The organism is Lacibacter sp. (genome assembly GCF_035299325.1).
GTDB lineage: Bacteria > Bacteroidota > Bacteroidia > Chitinophagales > Chitinophagaceae > Lacibacter.
The window spans coordinates 55,379-71,667 of the sequence record NZ_DATGWT010000040.1; the positions used below are offsets into that span (position 1 = coordinate 55,379).

Consider the following 16,289-nt stretch of genomic DNA (forward strand, 5'->3'; position numbering starts at 1 on the left):
ATCCTTGTTTTACATCAACGGAATATAACACTTATGAACAGATACATTTTAGGCTTACTCCTTATCACACTCTCAGCTTACCCTGCTTTTGCACAGAATAAAGGCATTATTGCCGGCACAGTTGTCAACAAAGCAACCCAGCTTCCGGTTGATGCGGTTTCGGTAAAAGTAGAAAATACGGAATGGGGCTCAGTAACCGATTCGCTGGGACGTTTCCGCATCAGCAATATCGATCCTAAATCATACAATGTTGTTTTCACAAAGGTTGGTTACAAACCTTACACGATCTATAATATCGTTCTTACCTCAGGAAATGAAACCAGTGTTACGGTTGAATTGGAAGAAGAAATTAAATCGATCGGCGAGATAACGGTTACCGGCAGACGTACGGCAAAAGTTGCCACGCTTGAAACACCTTTGAGTGTACAACGATTAACTACTGAAGAGATCAAAGCAAATCCCGGCGGTAATTTCGATATCAGTCGTGTGATCAATACACTGCCCGGTGTTGGCGGAACGGCTGGTAGTGTTGGTGGTTTCCGTAACGATATTATTATTCGTGGTGGCGGACCTGGTGAGAATGTATTTTATTTAGATGGAATTGAAATTCCCGTGATCAATCACTTTGCAACACAAGGGGCAGGTGGCGGACCAACAGGCATTTTAAACGTAAGCTTTATTGAAGATGTAAAACTCAGTTCTTCAGCGTTTGATGCCCGTTTTGACAATGCACTCAGCAGTGTATTTGAATTCAAACAAAAAAGAGGAAACACAAATCGTGTACAAGGTAATGTCCGTTTGAGTGCAACAGAACTTGCCGCCACATTAGAAGGCCCCTTAAGCAAGAACAAGAAAACGACCTTCCTTGCAAGTGCCCGGCGTAGTTATCTGCAGTTTTTATTTCAGGCATTGGACCTTCCTATTCGCCCAAACTACTGGGATTTTCAATACAAAGTGACGCATCAGTTTGATAAGAAAACAACATTAACCGTTTTAGGCGTTGGTGCAATTGATGAATTCAGTTTTGCAGCACCATCAGAAGCAACGCCGGAGAAATTATACATCCTCAACAGTAACCCAAATATCAATCAATGGAATTATACCGTAGGAGCAGCGTTGAAACGAAATATTAAAAATGGTTTCTGGAATTTGGCCATCAGCCGTAATGCTTTTAACAATAATATTACAAGATTTGAAGATAACCTCAACCCCACTCCTGCACAACAATCATTAGATGTTACATCTAATGAAACAGAAAATAAATTACGTTTTGATGTTAACCAAACCTTGAATGGATGGAAGTTGAGTTATGGTGCTGTTGTACAAAATCCGCAATTCAGTAACGAAGGGTTTGCACGCATTCGTGCAGAAGTTAGAGATACTTTAGGCAATCTTGTTCAGCCAGAAGTGAAAGCTAATTTCAATACATCGAAAAGTTTTTTAAAGCTGGGCGGTTTTGTACAGGCGGGCAAACGTTTCTTTGATGATCGCTTAGGCATAAACGTTGGCGTGCGCATGGATGGAAATACATTTACCGATGAAGGGATGAATCTGTTGCAAACATTCAGTCCACGTGTGGGATTGAGTTATGTATTAAGCGATCGGTGGACTGTGAATGCAAGTGTTGGCCGTTACTATCGACTGGCTCCTTATACCATTCTGGGTTTTCAAAATAACAACAGCGACTATGTAAATCGTGATGCAAATTATCTGCGCAGCGATCATTATGTGGTGGGATTTGAATATTTACCGAAGAACACAACACGTTTTACCATTGAAGGTTTCTACAAGCAATATGGCAATATGCCGGTGAGTGTGCGTGATGGAATTAACCTTGCAAACAAGGGTGGCGATTTTAATATTTTAGGTAATGAAGATATTGTGAGCACAGGTAAGGGACGAACTTATGGTGTTGAGTTTTTTGCGCAACAGAAATTAACGAAGCGTTTTTATGGAGTATTCAGTTATACTTTATTCATCAGTCAGTTTAGCGGTGTAGATGGAAAATATGTTTCGAGTGCTTGGGATAACCGTCATCTGTTGAGTGTAACATGGGGTTATAAATTTCCACGCAACTGGGAACTTGGTTTGAAATTCCGTTACCAGGGCGGCGCTCCGTTTACACCGTTTGATGAAACGGCAAGTCGCCAAAATTATCTCAGCACAGGTGAAGGTATCTTGGATTATGCACGGTTGAATCAAAACCGTTTGACTGCTTTTAACTCCAGTGATGTGCGTATTGATAAGAAGTGGAATTTTAAACGTTTGACGCTGGATGTATTTCTCGATGTGAGTAACTGGTATGTGGCAAAGAGTCCGGCGTTTCCGCAATACACATTTCAACGCACAGCAAATAATAGTGGTTTTGCAACAACAAACGGAAAACCGATTGCATTTGATGGCAGCAATGCAATTCCTGTAATCCTGCAAAACAATGATCCAAGTGTAACACCAACAATTGGATTTATCATTGAATTTTAAAATATTAAATTGGAAAGGCCATTCATTAAACGGATGGCTTTTTTGTTTGCCATACCCGAACGGTTTGTATCACCACACTTGCAACAATCAACAGAATTCCCCAATAGAATCCTTTGCCTAAATCTTTGTTTTCATTATACAATAAAAATGCAAGCAGAATTCCGTAGACAGGCTCAAGATTGTAAGTAAGATTTGCAGTAAAGGGTGATATCTTTTTCAATGCAGTCACTGATAATTGAAAAGCCAATACCGTGCAAAACAATGCAAGCATCAACAACCAGAACCAATCATTCAAAGAAGGAATATATTTTTCTGCGGGAGAAAATTGCAGGTACAACGGTAACAATAAACTCAACATCAACCATCCCCCACCCAACTCATACAAGGTTAAGTTAGCAGCAGGAATATGTTGAATCAAGCGTTTATTAAAAATGGGAAACAATGCCGATAGAAATGCAGCAGCAACACCGAGCAGAATACCAGTTTTATATTGTACATCAAAATGAAAGATGAGATAAATGCCGAGCAAAACCAGTAAACCCAACAATACTTCTACCAAGTCCAATCTTCGTTTATGCAAAAGTGGTTCCAGAAAAGCAGTGAATGAACCGGTGGCTGCAAAACAAACCAATGCAATGGATACGTTCGCATATTTCACGCTGCCATAAAAGAATACCCAATGCAAGGCAATGAGTGCACCGATGCCTACACATTGCAGTAAATACTTTCGTTCAATACGGATCGACTGTTTACGGATGAAAAAGATGAGCAGTAACAATAAAGATGAAAGCAACATGCGATACCAAACCAGCCAGCCTTCGTTTAACTCGATCAAACGGCCAAGCACACCCGTAAAACCAGCCAGGAAAACAGCAGCATGTAATTGTAAAAAAGCTTTGGTTGTGGGATGCATTTTAGAGATCAATGATTGCTTTGCGCAACTACATCATCAGATGAATATTTAGAAGTCGATTCGCCTTTGCTTTTTATTCTTGCGTGATAATCTTTGAATAAACTTTGCCAACGCAGTTTTAACACGCCCAATATGCCTTCTTTCACAATCCCTTTGTTCATTTTGCTTGCCCCTAATTTGCGATCAACAAATGTGATAGGCACTTCTGTAATCTTAAACTTCAATTTCCATGCAGCAAATTTCATTTCGATCTGGAAAGCATAACCCACAAAATTAATTCCGTCTAAATTCAAAGCTTCGAGTGTTTCACGTTTGTAACAAACAAAACCTGCTGTGGGGTCCATCACAGGCATCCAGGTTATCATGCGTGTATATAAAGAGGCGCCTTTTGAAAGTAAGATACGCCGTTGCGGCCAGTTGGCAACAGCACCACCTGTTACATAGCGGCTGCCAATTGCAAGATCAGCACCACCTGTTTTGCAGGCATCAACCAAACGAGCAAGATCAGCCGGGTTATGACTAAAGTCAGCATCCATTTCACAAATGAATCGGTATCCTTTTTCAATGGCCCATTTAAATCCGTGGATATAAGCCGTACCTAATCCAAGTTTGCCTTTGCGTTCTTCAATGAATAATTGATTGGTGAAAGAAGGTTGTAATTGCTTTACAATTTGTGCAGTGCCATCGGGAGAACCATCATCAATCACCAACACATGAAAACCTTCATGTAAAGTAAAAACGGCACGGATAATATGTTCGATATTTTCCTTTTCGTTGTAAGTGGGTATGATGACGAGTTTTTCCAATCTGAATGTTTGCGTTGCAATTTAGTTGATTTCGAAAACCTTAAACAAAACTTCTTCTGCTGCAAGAACGTTTAGTTCTTTTTTAACAGGGTACGATTTAATATTTCTGTGAGCTTTTGTTTGGTGTGCAGTGGAAAATCTCCTTTCATCATCCAATCATAATATTGAGGTTCCTGCTTTAATACCAATGTAACAGGCTTGCCTTTATGTTTTCCAAAGTTGAACACTTCTACACCATTCTCCATTACAAACCTGCGGGCAAAATCAACGATCTGATCTTCACCTGTAAACTTTACAATGGCATCAACACTTGCACCCATTTGCGGATAACGTTTCACCTGTGCTTCCAATACTTCCCATGTTGCCAACGCATCTACTTCTGCACTATGAGCACCATCCAACACTTTATCACAATAAAATTTATAAGCTGCACTGAGTGTACGTTGCTCCATCATATGAAACACCCGTTGCACATCAAGCAAAGAGCGATCGTTCAATTCAATATCCAGACCTGCACGCAGAAATTCTTCAACCAATAACGGAATATCAAAACGGTTGGAATTATAACCAGCCAGATCGCAATTGGCCATGAACATTTTAATTTCATTGGCAGCCTGTTTGAACGTTGGCGCATCTTTCACCATTTCATTGCTGATGCCGTGTACTTCTGTTGAACCGGGAGGGATAGGCATTTCCGGGTTTATGAGCTTTCGCTTTACCTGGCGACTGCCATCGGGCATAATTTTCACGATGGCAATTTCAACGATCCTGTCGCTGCTGATATTTATACCCGTAGTTTCAAGATCTATAACGGCTAGCGGACGGTTCAGTTGTAAACTCATATTATTGTTACCGGGTTGGTTATTAGCGTCGAAACCCATCGAAATCTGTTGGCTCATGAGCAAAAATAGCTAAAACAAAGGCACCATCAGATACTGAAATACACTTAGTGAACGTTTAATTCAGGTAATTTCGACGAAATTCTCAAAAACATGGTTATTTTTGCGGAACCAAAATCCGTTTATTTATGAAAAAAGTAATGATTTCTCTTCTCGTAGTTGCTATTGCAGCATTCGTTTTCACTTCTTGCGCCAGCAGCAAGCGTGGTATTGGTTGTCCGACAAGCCACAGTAATAAACCTTTTAGGGCTTAAGCTGTTATTACAGGAAATTAGTTTACATGAATTGGATCCCGTTACGTTCCATAGATGATCTGGAACAAGTTATTTATTTGTCGCAGGAGAAACCTCAGGTTATTTTCAAACACAGCACCCGTTGTAATATAAGTTCGGTTGCCAAGAACCGTTTGGAAAGAGCCGACGCTCCGGGTGAACTTCAGTTTCATTATCTCGATCTGATCTCCTACCGTCCTTTGTCAAATGCTGTTGCTGATCGTTTTGCTGTTGAACATGAATCGCCACAAATACTGGTGATCAAAAATGGCAAATGTGTTTACAACGAAAGCCATATGGGAATTAATATGGACGAAATAAAAGATCAGCTTCAACTCAATTAATAAAGAAGGCCACCTGTACGGCGGCCTTTTTCTTTAGGGTCATAATCAAACAAATGGTTCTACATAGCTATTATTTTCGAGGGAACTCCAATGCAGCATGTGCTGCAGCCAAACGGGCAATCGGCACACGGAACGGAGAACAACTCACATAGTTCATTCCAATTTTATGACAGAAGATCACACTCTCAGGATCACCACCATGCTCACCACAAATACCGATCTTAAGATTGGGCTTTGTTAACCGTCCTCTTTCAACACCAATTTTGATGAGTTCACCTACTCCACTCTGATCAATCGTTTGGAATGGATCGGATGGCAGTAATTTCAGATCAAGATATTTTGGCAGGAAGCCGCCAATATCATCACGACTGAAACCAAAACTCATTTGTGTAAGATCGTTGGTACCAAAGCTGAAGAAATCGGCTTCTTCTGCAAGACTGTTTGCTTTTAATGCAGCACGTGGAATTTCAATCATGCTTCCATACAAATAGGGTATTTTCTTAACGCCCATCTTCTCGCAGGTTTCCTTGTACACCTGGTTAACAATAGCCCGCTGATGACGCAATTCATGTTTACCACAAACAACAGGGATCATAATTTCAGGCAACGCTTTCTTGCCTTTTTTTGTTAACTCAACGGTTGCTTCAAAAATGGCACGTATCTGCATCTCCGTAATTTCAGGGTAACTGATACCCAAACGTACGCCACGGTGACCAAGCATCGGATTGTTTTCATGCAATGCTAATACCCTTCTTTTCAATACACTCATGCGGATACCCAACTCTTTACTTAACTCCTGTAATTTTTCAGCATCATGCGGAACAAATTCATGCAGCGGAGGATCGAGCAAGCGAATGGTAACAGGATTTCCTTTCATCACTTCCAGTGTATCCTTAATATCTTTCTTCACATATTTGAATAAACCATTCAACGCATCTCTTCTTTCCTTTTCTGTTTTACTTACAATCATTTTACGCAGGAGAAACAATGGCTGCTCACTTCCTTCGCCATAAAACATATGCTCGGTGCGGAACAAACCAATACCTTCTGCTCCAAACTTAAATGCAGTTGATGCATCCTCAGGCGTTTCAGCATTTGCACGCACACCGATCTGTTTGGTTTTATCAACCAGCTTCATGAGTTCTTTGTAGGAAGCATTCTTTTCGATGTCAATATCAACCAATGCCATGCTGCCTTCATATACTAAACCTTTGGTACCGTTCAAACTGATCCAGTCACCTTCTTTAATGATCACATCATTTTTTGCATGAAAGACTTTTGTGTTGGCATGGATTTCAATATCACCACAACCAACAATACAGCATTTGCCCCAGCCACGTGCAACAAGTGCAGCATGCGAGGTCATACCACCTTTGGTTGTAAGAATCGCTTGTGCTTTATGCATGCCATCTACATCTTCAGGTGATGTTTCTTCACGAACCAGAATTACTTTCTCTCCTCTTGATGCCCATTCAACTGCATCTTCCGATGTAAATACCACACGGCCCTTTGCACCACCCGGACCTGCAGGTAAACCTTTTGCAATAACCGGTTGAATCAATTCAACTTTCGGATCGAGCATTGGCAGTAACAATTCCACCAATTGATTCGGACTTACACGAAGAATGGCTGTTCTTGCATCGATCAATTTTGATTTATACATGTCCATTGCCATGCGAACAGCTGCAACACCATTGCGTTTACCAACACGACATTGCAACATATACAGTGTACCATTTTCAATGGTAAACTCAATATCCTGCATGTCTTTGTAATGTTTTTCCAGCCTTTGCTGATAACCATATAATTCTTTGTAAAGCGAAGGCATTAACTTTTCAAGTGTAGTAAAATGTTCGCTCTGCGCATTTTTTGAATATTCATTTACGGGTGCGGGTGTACGTATACCAGCCACCACATCTTCGCCTTGCGCATTCACTAAGTATTCACCATAAAAATAATTTTCACCATTGCCGGGGTTGCGTGTAAAGGCCACACCTGTTGCACTTTTATCGCCCATATTTCCAAACACCATTGCTTGTACGTTTACAGCAGTTCCCCATTCGTCAGGAATTTTTTCTATACGGCGATATTCAATAGCACGCTTACCCATCCAACTGCTGAACACTGCACCAACACTACCCCACAATTGTTCATATGGATCTTCCGGAAATGGTTTGCCCAATACTTTTACAACCGTTGCCTTAAAATCTTTCACCAGTTTTTTTAATTCGTCAACTGTAAGATCAGTATCGAACTTGTATCCTTTTGTATGTTTTACTTTCTCCAGTTTTTCATCCAATACTTTACGGATACCTTTTCCACCTTTGGGTTCAATACCACCGGCTTTTTCCATCACCACATCTGCATACATCATAATTAAACGACGATATGCATCATAGGCAAAACGGGCATCGCCGCTTTGTTCAATAATTCCTTTGATGGTATTTTCATTCAAGCCAACATTCAATACTGTTTCCATCATGCCAGGCATACTTCGGCGTGCACCGGAGCGTACCGAAACAAGCAATGGATTTTTCACATCACCGAATTTTTTACCGGTGATCTTTTCCATTTTCAACAATGCTTCCTGCACCTGTTGGTTTAATACCTTGGGATAGGTTTTCTTATGATCATAATAATAGGTACATACTTCAGTAGAAAGTGTGAAGCCCGGAGGAACCGGTAAACGTAAGTTCGGATGGCCCGCCATTTCGGCCAGGTTTGCGCCTTTTCCACCCAATAGATTTTTCATTGATTCATTCCCGTCGGCCTTACCACCACCAAAGGAATAAACATACTTGATTGGTTTTTTAACTGTTGCCATTGTTAGAAGTTTTTGAATGTACTGAGAGGAAATACTGCGCTTCCCAACTCCTGTTGCTTTCGCAATCGTTCCTTTTAAATAACTTTTTTTTCAGAAGTAAAAGTAGAAGTGGTGCACGGGGCAAAGAATGATTGTCCGCAAGAAAAAAGCTTACCACTGTCAGTTTTTAGGAACAAAAAGCTGACTATGATTACCTGAAAAATGTACCTAAACTTTTGATCAAATATTGACAATGCAATTTTTATTGAGTAGCTTTCTTATTCTTCCGCACATTGTGAACCATATTTTGATCTCCCTTTTTCATATTCACATTTTAAAACAATCTTACATGAAACGATTTCTTGTTGGAATGATGTCATTCCTTTTGCTTGCAGCCTGTAACAATCCAAAACCAGACGAAGCTGCCGAAACCACTCCTGCTACTACCGAAACCAAAGCTCAACCGGCTGAATTTGCTGATCCAAAGTACATTGAGATCGGGAAAAGCGGGTTAGCCAGCATGTCATCAGGTGATATTGATGGATGGTCTTCAAACTGGGCCGATAATATTGTCTGGCAGTGGAATAATGGCGACTCTATAGTTGGAAAAGCAGCCGTAGTTCAATATTGGAAAGACAGAAGAACAAACAATATCGATTCAATCAGCTTCAGCAACCAGATATGGTTGCCGGTGAAAGTAAACCAAACACAGGCAACAGAAGCTGCAGGTATATGGTTGCTCAGCTGGTATAGTACGAATGCAAAATATAAAACCGGCAAACGCATGATACAGTCGATACACACCGTGCAGCATTTTGACGCCAACGATAAAATTGACCGTGTAGTGCAATACCTCGATCGTGTGCCTATTAATGCAGCGATGGCTAAATAGTTTTTTCTCATGCTTGATAGTTAAGGCCCGGAAGCATTTGCTTTCGGGCTTTTCTTTTTACCCCCGGTTAAAAAATGACAAGCGGAAACAGTTCTGTTTAATTAGTTGCTTTCTTTGAACCACAAAAACAATCATCAACATGCATAAGGTTTTTCTTATTGGTACTTTATTGTTTACAACAGCTGCAACTGCACAACAGAAAATTGATTTCGAAAGCTATAATCCTCCTTCAACATTAGTGGTACCACAACACCCGGTTACCAAAGCAAAGTTTCCGTTTATTGATGTGCACAATCATCAGTTCCGGATGCCGACAATGGACCTGAATACGCTTACCACAGAAATGGATAAATTGAATATGCGGGTGATGGTAAACCTGAGCGGCGGCAGCGGCGAACAGATCAGCGGTGCAGCAAAGAATATCAAAGAAAACAAACCCGGTCGTTTTATTGTATTTGCCAATGTGGATTTCAAAGGCGTGGGCGAACCCGGCTGGGGCGAAAAAGCTGCGAAGCAATTGGAAGACGATGTAAAGAATGGCGCCAATGGATTAAAGATCTACAAGAGTCTTGGTTTTAGTGTAAAAGATATTAATGGCAACCGTGTTCCTGTTGATGATGCAAGACTTGATGCTGTTTGGAAAAAAGCAGGTGAATTAAAAATTCCGGTAATCATTCATACGGCCGATCCAAAATCATTCTGGGATCCGTTAGATAATACCAATGAACGCTGGCTGGAGTTGATCATTAACCCAAACAGAAAACGTGGCGCCGATAATCCTGTGCCGTTTGAAACTTTGATTACAGAACAACATAATCTTTTCAAAAAACATAAGAACACCACATTTATTGCTGCACATTTTGGCTGGTACCCTAACGACCTGCAAAAGCTCAGTGGCATCCTTGATGCAATGCCAAATGTAGTTGTTGAGTTTGGTGCTGTGATTGCTGAAATCGGGCGACAACCAAAAATGGCGAAGGCGTTCTTCACCAAATACCAGGATCGTATTTTGTTTGGGAAAGACAGTTGGGTGCCATCTGAATATGCAACCTATTTCCGTGTGCTTGAAACAGAAGATGAATATTTTCCTTACCACAAAAAATACCATGCCTTCTGGCCAATGTACGGCATGGGTTTACCAGATTCGATTTTAAAGAAAGTGTATTACAAAAATGCGCTGCGCATAATACCTAATATCGATAAGAGTGGATGGCCTGAGTAAGATTTGGAGACGATAAGCCAGTACATTCACATGCCCTTAAGCAAATAAGAAAAATTTCGTGGAACTGGATCTGTTGTTTTTTTTGACTGATGGTTATTAAAGACACGTTTAAAAAATCATTTAATTATTGTTATTCATCACGTATCTGTCATATGTTTTATAATGACGGTATTTCGTGCAGCAATATTTAAACAGATTGTGTCTTTTTTTTTACCGTTCATAAATTCTTGTTTTCCGGATAGCAGAAAGAGGATATATTGCACAAACTGCTTTCCGTATAGATTATAGCTTCCTTAAAATCACCTACAATTATTAATTTATAAACCAAAACGAGCATGAGAAAATTTGCACTGCTTATTTCTTTGCTGTTATGTTCATTACACATGATGGCCCAGGAAAAATCTGTTTCCGGTAAAGTAACAGATGACAAAGACGGATCTCCACTTTCGGGTGTTTCTGTTGTTGTAAAAGGTACAACGGTAGGCACAACAACAGCTGCAGACGGCACCTTCAAATTAAATGTGCCGACAAGCGCAAAAACATTGGTGATAACGCTTCTCGATTATGAGAATCTTGAGGTCGCCATTGGCAACCGCTCCACATTTAATTTAGCACTTACTTCAACTTCAAAATCTTTGTCTGAAGTAGTGGTAGTTGCGTATGGTACCACAAAGAAGGAAGCTTTTACTGGTTCAGTTGGTTCAATTAAAGCGGCAGATATTGAAAAGAGGCCTTTAGGCAACGTTGTCAAATCAATAGAAGGTGCAATTCCCGGAGTAGTAACAACGTCAGGATCAGGACAACCGGGTAACTCAAATGCTATTCGCATAAGAGGTTTCGGGTCAATCTCTGCAACACAGGATCCACTTTTTGTGATTGACGGTGTGCCATATGTTGGTGGTAGTTCAAACATCAATCCTGATGATGTAGAAAACATTACCGTCTTAAAGGATGCATCCGCAACCGCATTATATGGTTCCAGAGCAGGTAACGGAGTTGTTATGATAACAACAAAAAAAGGTAAAAAAGGCAAAAACAGTATTTCTGTAAAGATCGCACAAGGATTTTCACAACGTGGTTTGCAGGAATATGACAGGGTTGGGCCAAATGAATATTATCCTGTAATGTGGGAAGCCTACCGTAATTCGCTTGTTTACCGTGCCAGTGGCGCAATTTCTTTAGACTCTGCAAACAGAGTTGCATCTGGCCTTACAAGCAGAAACGGGATATCAGATTTATTGGCTTACAACCCATTTAATGTTGCACGAAATCAGATAGTAGGTGTTGATGGTAAATTAAATGCTAATGCCCAACTATTATATGCTGATGATTTGGATTGGACAAAAGAATTAATGCGTAACGGTGTGCGAAAAGATTACGGTATCAATTTTAGCGGTGGTACAGATAAAGCGGATTATTTTCTTTCTATGGGGTATTTAAAGGAAGATGGCTATACAATTCAAACAGATTTTGAAAGATATTCTATAAGATTAAACACAAACGTAAGACCATTAGAATGGCTAAAAACAGGTTTAAATGTTACGAGCAACTACTCAAAATTTAATACTACTTCCGATGGTGGCGGTATAGTTAACCCGTTTACGTTTACAAGAAATCTTGGCCCTATTTATCCGTATTATGCTCACAACATGACCACTGGTCAGTATGTGTTAGATGCTGGCGGGAACAGAATATGGGACTTGGGGAATTTTCAGAATGAAGCCATTGGTATTCAAAATGGAATCCGAAACAGACCTGGCACTACTTCTGGACGCCACGCTCCTGCAGAATTAATTCTGAACGATTATTTATCTACACGATGGGTAATTGGAGCAAGATCAAATACTGAAATTACTTTGTTTCGTGACTTCAAATTCACAAATAATGTAGCTGTGGATTTTCAAACAGACAACGATGGCACGTTTGAAAATACACTTGTTGGCGATGGTGCACCGGCTGGAAGACTTCAAAAAAGTTCAGGATCAACAGTTGGATTAACAGCAAATCAATTGCTTGGTTATGGCAGAAAGTTTGGTAACCACCGAGTAGATGCACTTGTTGGGCATGAAACTTTTAATCAATTCAGCACAAGCATAAATGGTTTCAGACAAGGTCAATCACTTACCGGTATTAATGAATTTGGAAACTTTACGACGATCAATTCATTAGGTTCTTCAACAGACAGGTACAGAATTGAAAGTTACTTTTCAAGAGTTAATTATGATTTCGATGGCAGATATCTGTTAACAGCTAGTTTGCGCAGAGATGGGAACTCCCGTTTTGCAAGTGAATCACGTTGGGGTACTTTCTGGGCACTTGGCGGTGGCTGGAATGTAAGCAGAGAAAGTTTCATGTCAGGTATAAAATGGATTGATAATCTTAAGCTACGGGGTTCATACGGTCTTGTTGGCGTAGCAGATGGTATAGGTTTGTATGCATGGCAGGGTTTGTACGGTTTTGCAAATAATGCGAATGAATCAGGCATCGTTCAAAGTCAAACGCAAGTTGAAAACAGGGATCTTACCTGGGAAATCAATACGCAGGCAGACATTGGAGTAGAATTTTCACTCTTCAAGTCTAGGCTGAGCGGTACAATTGAATATTATGATCGCAGATCAAGTGATTTATTATTTGCGGTACCTACTCCATTGTCAAGCGGATTGTTATCTGCAACAAAAAATACAGCCACTATGTATAATAAAGGGCTTGAATTACAATTGAATGGTGATATTATCAGAACAAAAGATTTCACCTGGAGTCTTGGCGTTAACTTAACTACTGTAAAAAACAGGATTACAAAAATGCCGGAAAGTGTTAAGGAATTTGTTAGTGGCACAAAAAAATATCAAGTTGGAGCTTCACTATTTGACTATTGGTTACGTTCGTACTATGGCGTTGATCCTTCTGATGGGTCAGTACTTTATTGGGCAGGCAATACAACAGCATCGAGCGGCATTCGCTTGATTGATAATAAAGACGGGGGAAAAGATACTGTTACAACTTTAGTTGCAAACGGAAAATTCGCTTATCATGAAGGTGTGATACCTGATCTATATGGAAGTTTTGCACCTGCATTCAGATATAAGGGCTTTACTTTACAGGCATTATTTACATTCCAGGTTGGTGGTAAAACGTACGATGCCAATTACCAAACACTTATGTCATCAGGTACATACGGAAGTGCCGTACATGTTGATATTTTAAAAAGATGGCAAAAACCCGGCGATATTACAAATGTACCTCGCATGGACAATGGCCAAACAGCAGATTTTAACGCAACTTCATCACGCTGGTTGATTGACGCTTCTTATTTAAATATCAGGACCTTGAACCTTTCTTACCAGTTCCCAAATGAGCTTTTAAGCAGGGCGAAAATTTCAGGTGCACAGTGTTATATAAGCCTTGAAAATGTAGCGTTCTTTTCTAAACGTGTAGGTATGAATAATCAAAATGCGTTTTCTGGTATAACTGGTGGTGAATACCCTCCTGCAAGAATAATTACCGCAGGCATAACCTTTACACTTAACTAATAAATTCAGTAGCAATGAAATTAAAAATATTATCCCTCCTACTACTATCTTCAATAATCTTTTCTTCTTGTAAGAAGAGTTTTTTAGATACTTTCTCAACCACTGCTGTTGCCGCTGCTGACGCATTATCCAGTACAAAAAACGCATGGGCTGCTCTTAATGGCATTCATCGTATTATGTACACGCAATATGATGCACAACCACAAGGGGGAACATCTGCGATAATGGTTATAAGAGATTTGATGGGCGAAGATGTACTTTACACTTTGGCAAATGGCAGGCAAGATTTTGGCAACCATTTAAAATGGCTCAATCATCGAAATGTAAATTCCGGAGATACTCGATTTGTTTATCGCCTTTACTATCGAATTATTTCAAATGCAAATGTTCTGATTAACGGGATGGATGGTGTACCAGGTCCTCAAGCAGACAAGAATTATATAAAAGGACAAGCGCTTGTTTACCGGGCTTGGGCACACTTTGAACTGGTTCAGTTTTGGGGTGAGCGGTTTGTTGCAGGAAATCCTAACAACGGTTTAGGGGTGCCACTTTTAACTACAAATACACTTGAAGGACAAAAGCGGGCAACTGTAGCCGAAGTTTATACACAAATCAATAAAGATTTAGATGAAGCTATTTCACTGCTTGATGGTTACGTTAGAACAGGCTCCGCTGCAAAATCGAATTTTAATAAAAATGTAGCTCAAGGGATTAAAGCACGTGTAGCGCTCACTCAGCAAAACTGGGATGTTGCCGCAACTATGGCAATTGCTGCAAGAAGTGGTTTTGCATTAATGAGCAACGCAGACTATACAGCAGGGTTTAATAATACTGGTATTTCTGAGTGGATGTGGGGTAGTGATCAAATTGCTGATCATAATACATTCTTTTGGTCATTTTTTGCTAATATGGGTTGCAACTTTAACGGCACAAATACAAGAACTCAACCCAAAGCAATAAATTCAGCTTTGTGGAATGCATTACCTGCAACAGATATAAGAAAAAGTGTTTGGGACCTAACCGGTGCAGGCGTTCCCATTCCTCCGGGTGGTGCAAGAATACCTTACCAAAGCAAAAAATTTCTTGCATTTGATAATGCCACAAGTATTGGCGATGTACCGTACATGCGTGCTGCAGAAATGTATCTTATTGAAGCAGAAGCAAGAGCTCGTCAAGGTGGACGTGATGCTGATGCACAACAAGCGTTATTCACGTTAATTAAAAACAGAAATCCCAGTTACGTGTTATCAACAAACACAGGAGCTGCACTTTTAGACGAAATTTTATTTCACAGGAGAGTTGAGCTTTGGGGTGAAGGATTTAGATGGTTTGATCTTAAGCGAATGAATATTCCTCTTGACAGAACTGTTGTACCGAACACTAATGCCACTATCTCTTTAACATTAAATGTTCCTGCCAACGACAAATTATGGCAATGGCTTTTCCCGCAAGATGAGATGAATGCCAATCCTAATTTGGAACAAAACCCGTTATAAATAAATTATAATAGACCAAAAAAAAGGTTGACTGAAATTCAGTCAACCTTTTTTTTGGTCTATTCATTTTCTTGAATTTACCCATAGAACAATAATATATCAAGCTTTAACTGAGAAACAATACAAGAAGCATAAACCATCCTTACAAAAAACTAAACCAAGCTTGCCGGCAGGTATTAATTTCTTTAAACAAAATCATCTAACCGTGCCACCTCTGATGGCATTAGGAAACATTTTCTCATCAGTACAACCATACAACTTAGAGGAATAAAATTTCGTTTGCAGACTGGTCTGACAGGCAGAATGTATAAGACTGACACCAAAGCTCAGCCCTCGATTGCTTTCGGTGGGTAGGCGGATCTATCAATAAAAAATCAAAAAAGCCACCAATTTAAATTGATGGCTTTAGCTCTCCTCGAGCCCAGATTATTCTTATGGAGAAGCCCGGTTACCCGATAATAACCGATGGCGTCCATGATTGATCTGTAGATTTCATGAATACCTCCTTTTCTTTGATGAACATTAAATTTATGAAATTACATTGACGACAAAACAATTGTTTAAGGCTTTTATTTGAGCCTTCTTTTATTAAAATAAGAACAGAGATACATATTCATTGGATGTTCGACCG

Annotated in this window: 10 protein-coding genes; 6 read left to right on the forward strand and 4 right to left on the reverse strand. The window is 40.0% G+C overall.

The genetic code is table 11. From position 1 onward, the window contains the following. Positions 1–33 precede the first annotated feature (33 nt). Positions 34–2,481, forward strand: coding sequence for a TonB-dependent receptor (locus VK159_RS20895; RefSeq protein WP_324232117.1), 2,448 nt, complete (start codon positions 34–36; stop codon positions 2,479–2,481). A gap of 25 nt (positions 2,482–2,506) precedes the next feature. Here the strand turns inward: VK159_RS20895 and VK159_RS20900 are convergent, their stop codons facing one another. The 3 genes from VK159_RS20900 to VK159_RS20910 form a co-directional block, all read right to left on the reverse strand. Continuing rightward, entirely contained in the window at positions 2,507–3,394 is an 888-nt protein-coding gene (locus VK159_RS20900) for a DMT family transporter (RefSeq protein ID WP_324232118.1), read from the reverse strand. An 8-nt stretch (positions 3,395–3,402) separates the two neighbouring features. Next, positions 3,403–4,200, reverse strand: coding sequence for a polyprenol monophosphomannose synthase (locus VK159_RS20905; protein WP_324232119.1), 798 nt, complete (start codon positions 4,198–4,200; stop codon positions 3,403–3,405). Positions 4,201–4,271: 71 nt separating this feature from the next. Next, entirely contained in the window at positions 4,272–5,099 is an 828-nt protein-coding gene (locus VK159_RS20910) for a 3'-5' exonuclease (protein WP_324232120.1), read from the reverse strand. Positions 5,100–5,379: 280 nt separating this feature from the next. On the opposite strand from VK159_RS20910, the gene ytxJ reads away from it, so the two are divergent. After that, entirely contained in the window at positions 5,380–5,715 is a 336-nt protein-coding gene (gene ytxJ / locus VK159_RS20915) for a bacillithiol system redox-active protein YtxJ (protein WP_324232121.1), read from the forward strand. A 70-nt stretch (positions 5,716–5,785) separates the two neighbouring features. On the opposite strand, the gene ppdK is transcribed toward ytxJ, so the two are convergent. Then, positions 5,786–8,539, reverse strand: coding sequence for a pyruvate, phosphate dikinase (gene ppdK / locus VK159_RS20920; protein ID WP_324232122.1), 2,754 nt, complete (start codon positions 8,537–8,539; stop codon positions 5,786–5,788). A 328-nt stretch (positions 8,540–8,867) separates the two neighbouring features. On the opposite strand from ppdK, the gene VK159_RS20925 reads away from it, so the two are divergent. The 4 genes from VK159_RS20925 to VK159_RS20940 all read left to right on the forward strand — a co-directional run bounded on the left by VK159_RS20925 (position 8,868) and on the right by VK159_RS20940 (position 15,658). Further along, entirely contained in the window at positions 8,868–9,410 is a 543-nt protein-coding gene (locus VK159_RS20925) for a nuclear transport factor 2 family protein (protein ID WP_324232123.1), read from the forward strand. Positions 9,411–9,549: 139 nt separating this feature from the next. After that, a complete protein-coding gene (locus VK159_RS20930) occupies positions 9,550–10,632 on the forward strand; it encodes an amidohydrolase family protein (protein WP_324232124.1) in 1,083 nt (360 codons plus the stop codon). Positions 10,633–10,967: 335 nt separating this feature from the next. After that, the gene (locus VK159_RS20935) at positions 10,968–14,162 is read left to right on the forward strand and encodes a SusC/RagA family TonB-linked outer membrane protein (protein WP_324232125.1); all 3,195 of its coding nucleotides are present in this window, start codon (positions 10,968–10,970) and stop codon (positions 14,160–14,162) included. Between the two features lie 14 nt (positions 14,163–14,176). Next, the gene (locus VK159_RS20940; protein ID WP_324232126.1) at positions 14,177–15,658 is read left to right on the forward strand and encodes a RagB/SusD family nutrient uptake outer membrane protein; all 1,482 of its coding nucleotides are present in this window, start codon (positions 14,177–14,179) and stop codon (positions 15,656–15,658) included. The last annotated feature ends 631 nt before the right edge of the window (positions 15,659–16,289 follow it).

Coding starts and splice junctions, on each gene's coding strand:
- VK159_RS20895 (WP_324232117.1), top strand. CDS start 34: ATGAACAGATACATTTTAGGCTTACTCCTTATCACACTCTCAGCTTAC.
- VK159_RS20900 (WP_324232118.1), bottom strand. CDS start 3,394: ATGCATCCCACAACCAAAGCTTTTTTACAATTACATGCTGCTGTTTTC.
- VK159_RS20910 (WP_324232120.1), bottom strand. CDS start 5,099: ATGAGCCAACAGATTTCGATGGGTTTCGACGCTAATAACCAACCCGGT.
- ytxJ (WP_324232121.1), top strand. CDS start 5,380: ATGAATTGGATCCCGTTACGTTCCATAGATGATCTGGAACAAGTTATT.
- ppdK (WP_324232122.1), bottom strand. CDS start 8,539: ATGGCAACAGTTAAAAAACCAATCAAGTATGTTTATTCCTTTGGTGGT.
- VK159_RS20925 (WP_324232123.1), top strand. CDS start 8,868: ATGAAACGATTTCTTGTTGGAATGATGTCATTCCTTTTGCTTGCAGCC.
- VK159_RS20930 (WP_324232124.1), top strand. CDS start 9,550: ATGCATAAGGTTTTTCTTATTGGTACTTTATTGTTTACAACAGCTGCA.
- VK159_RS20935 (WP_324232125.1), top strand. CDS start 10,968: ATGAGAAAATTTGCACTGCTTATTTCTTTGCTGTTATGTTCATTACAC.
- VK159_RS20940 (WP_324232126.1), top strand. CDS start 14,177: ATGAAATTAAAAATATTATCCCTCCTACTACTATCTTCAATAATCTTT.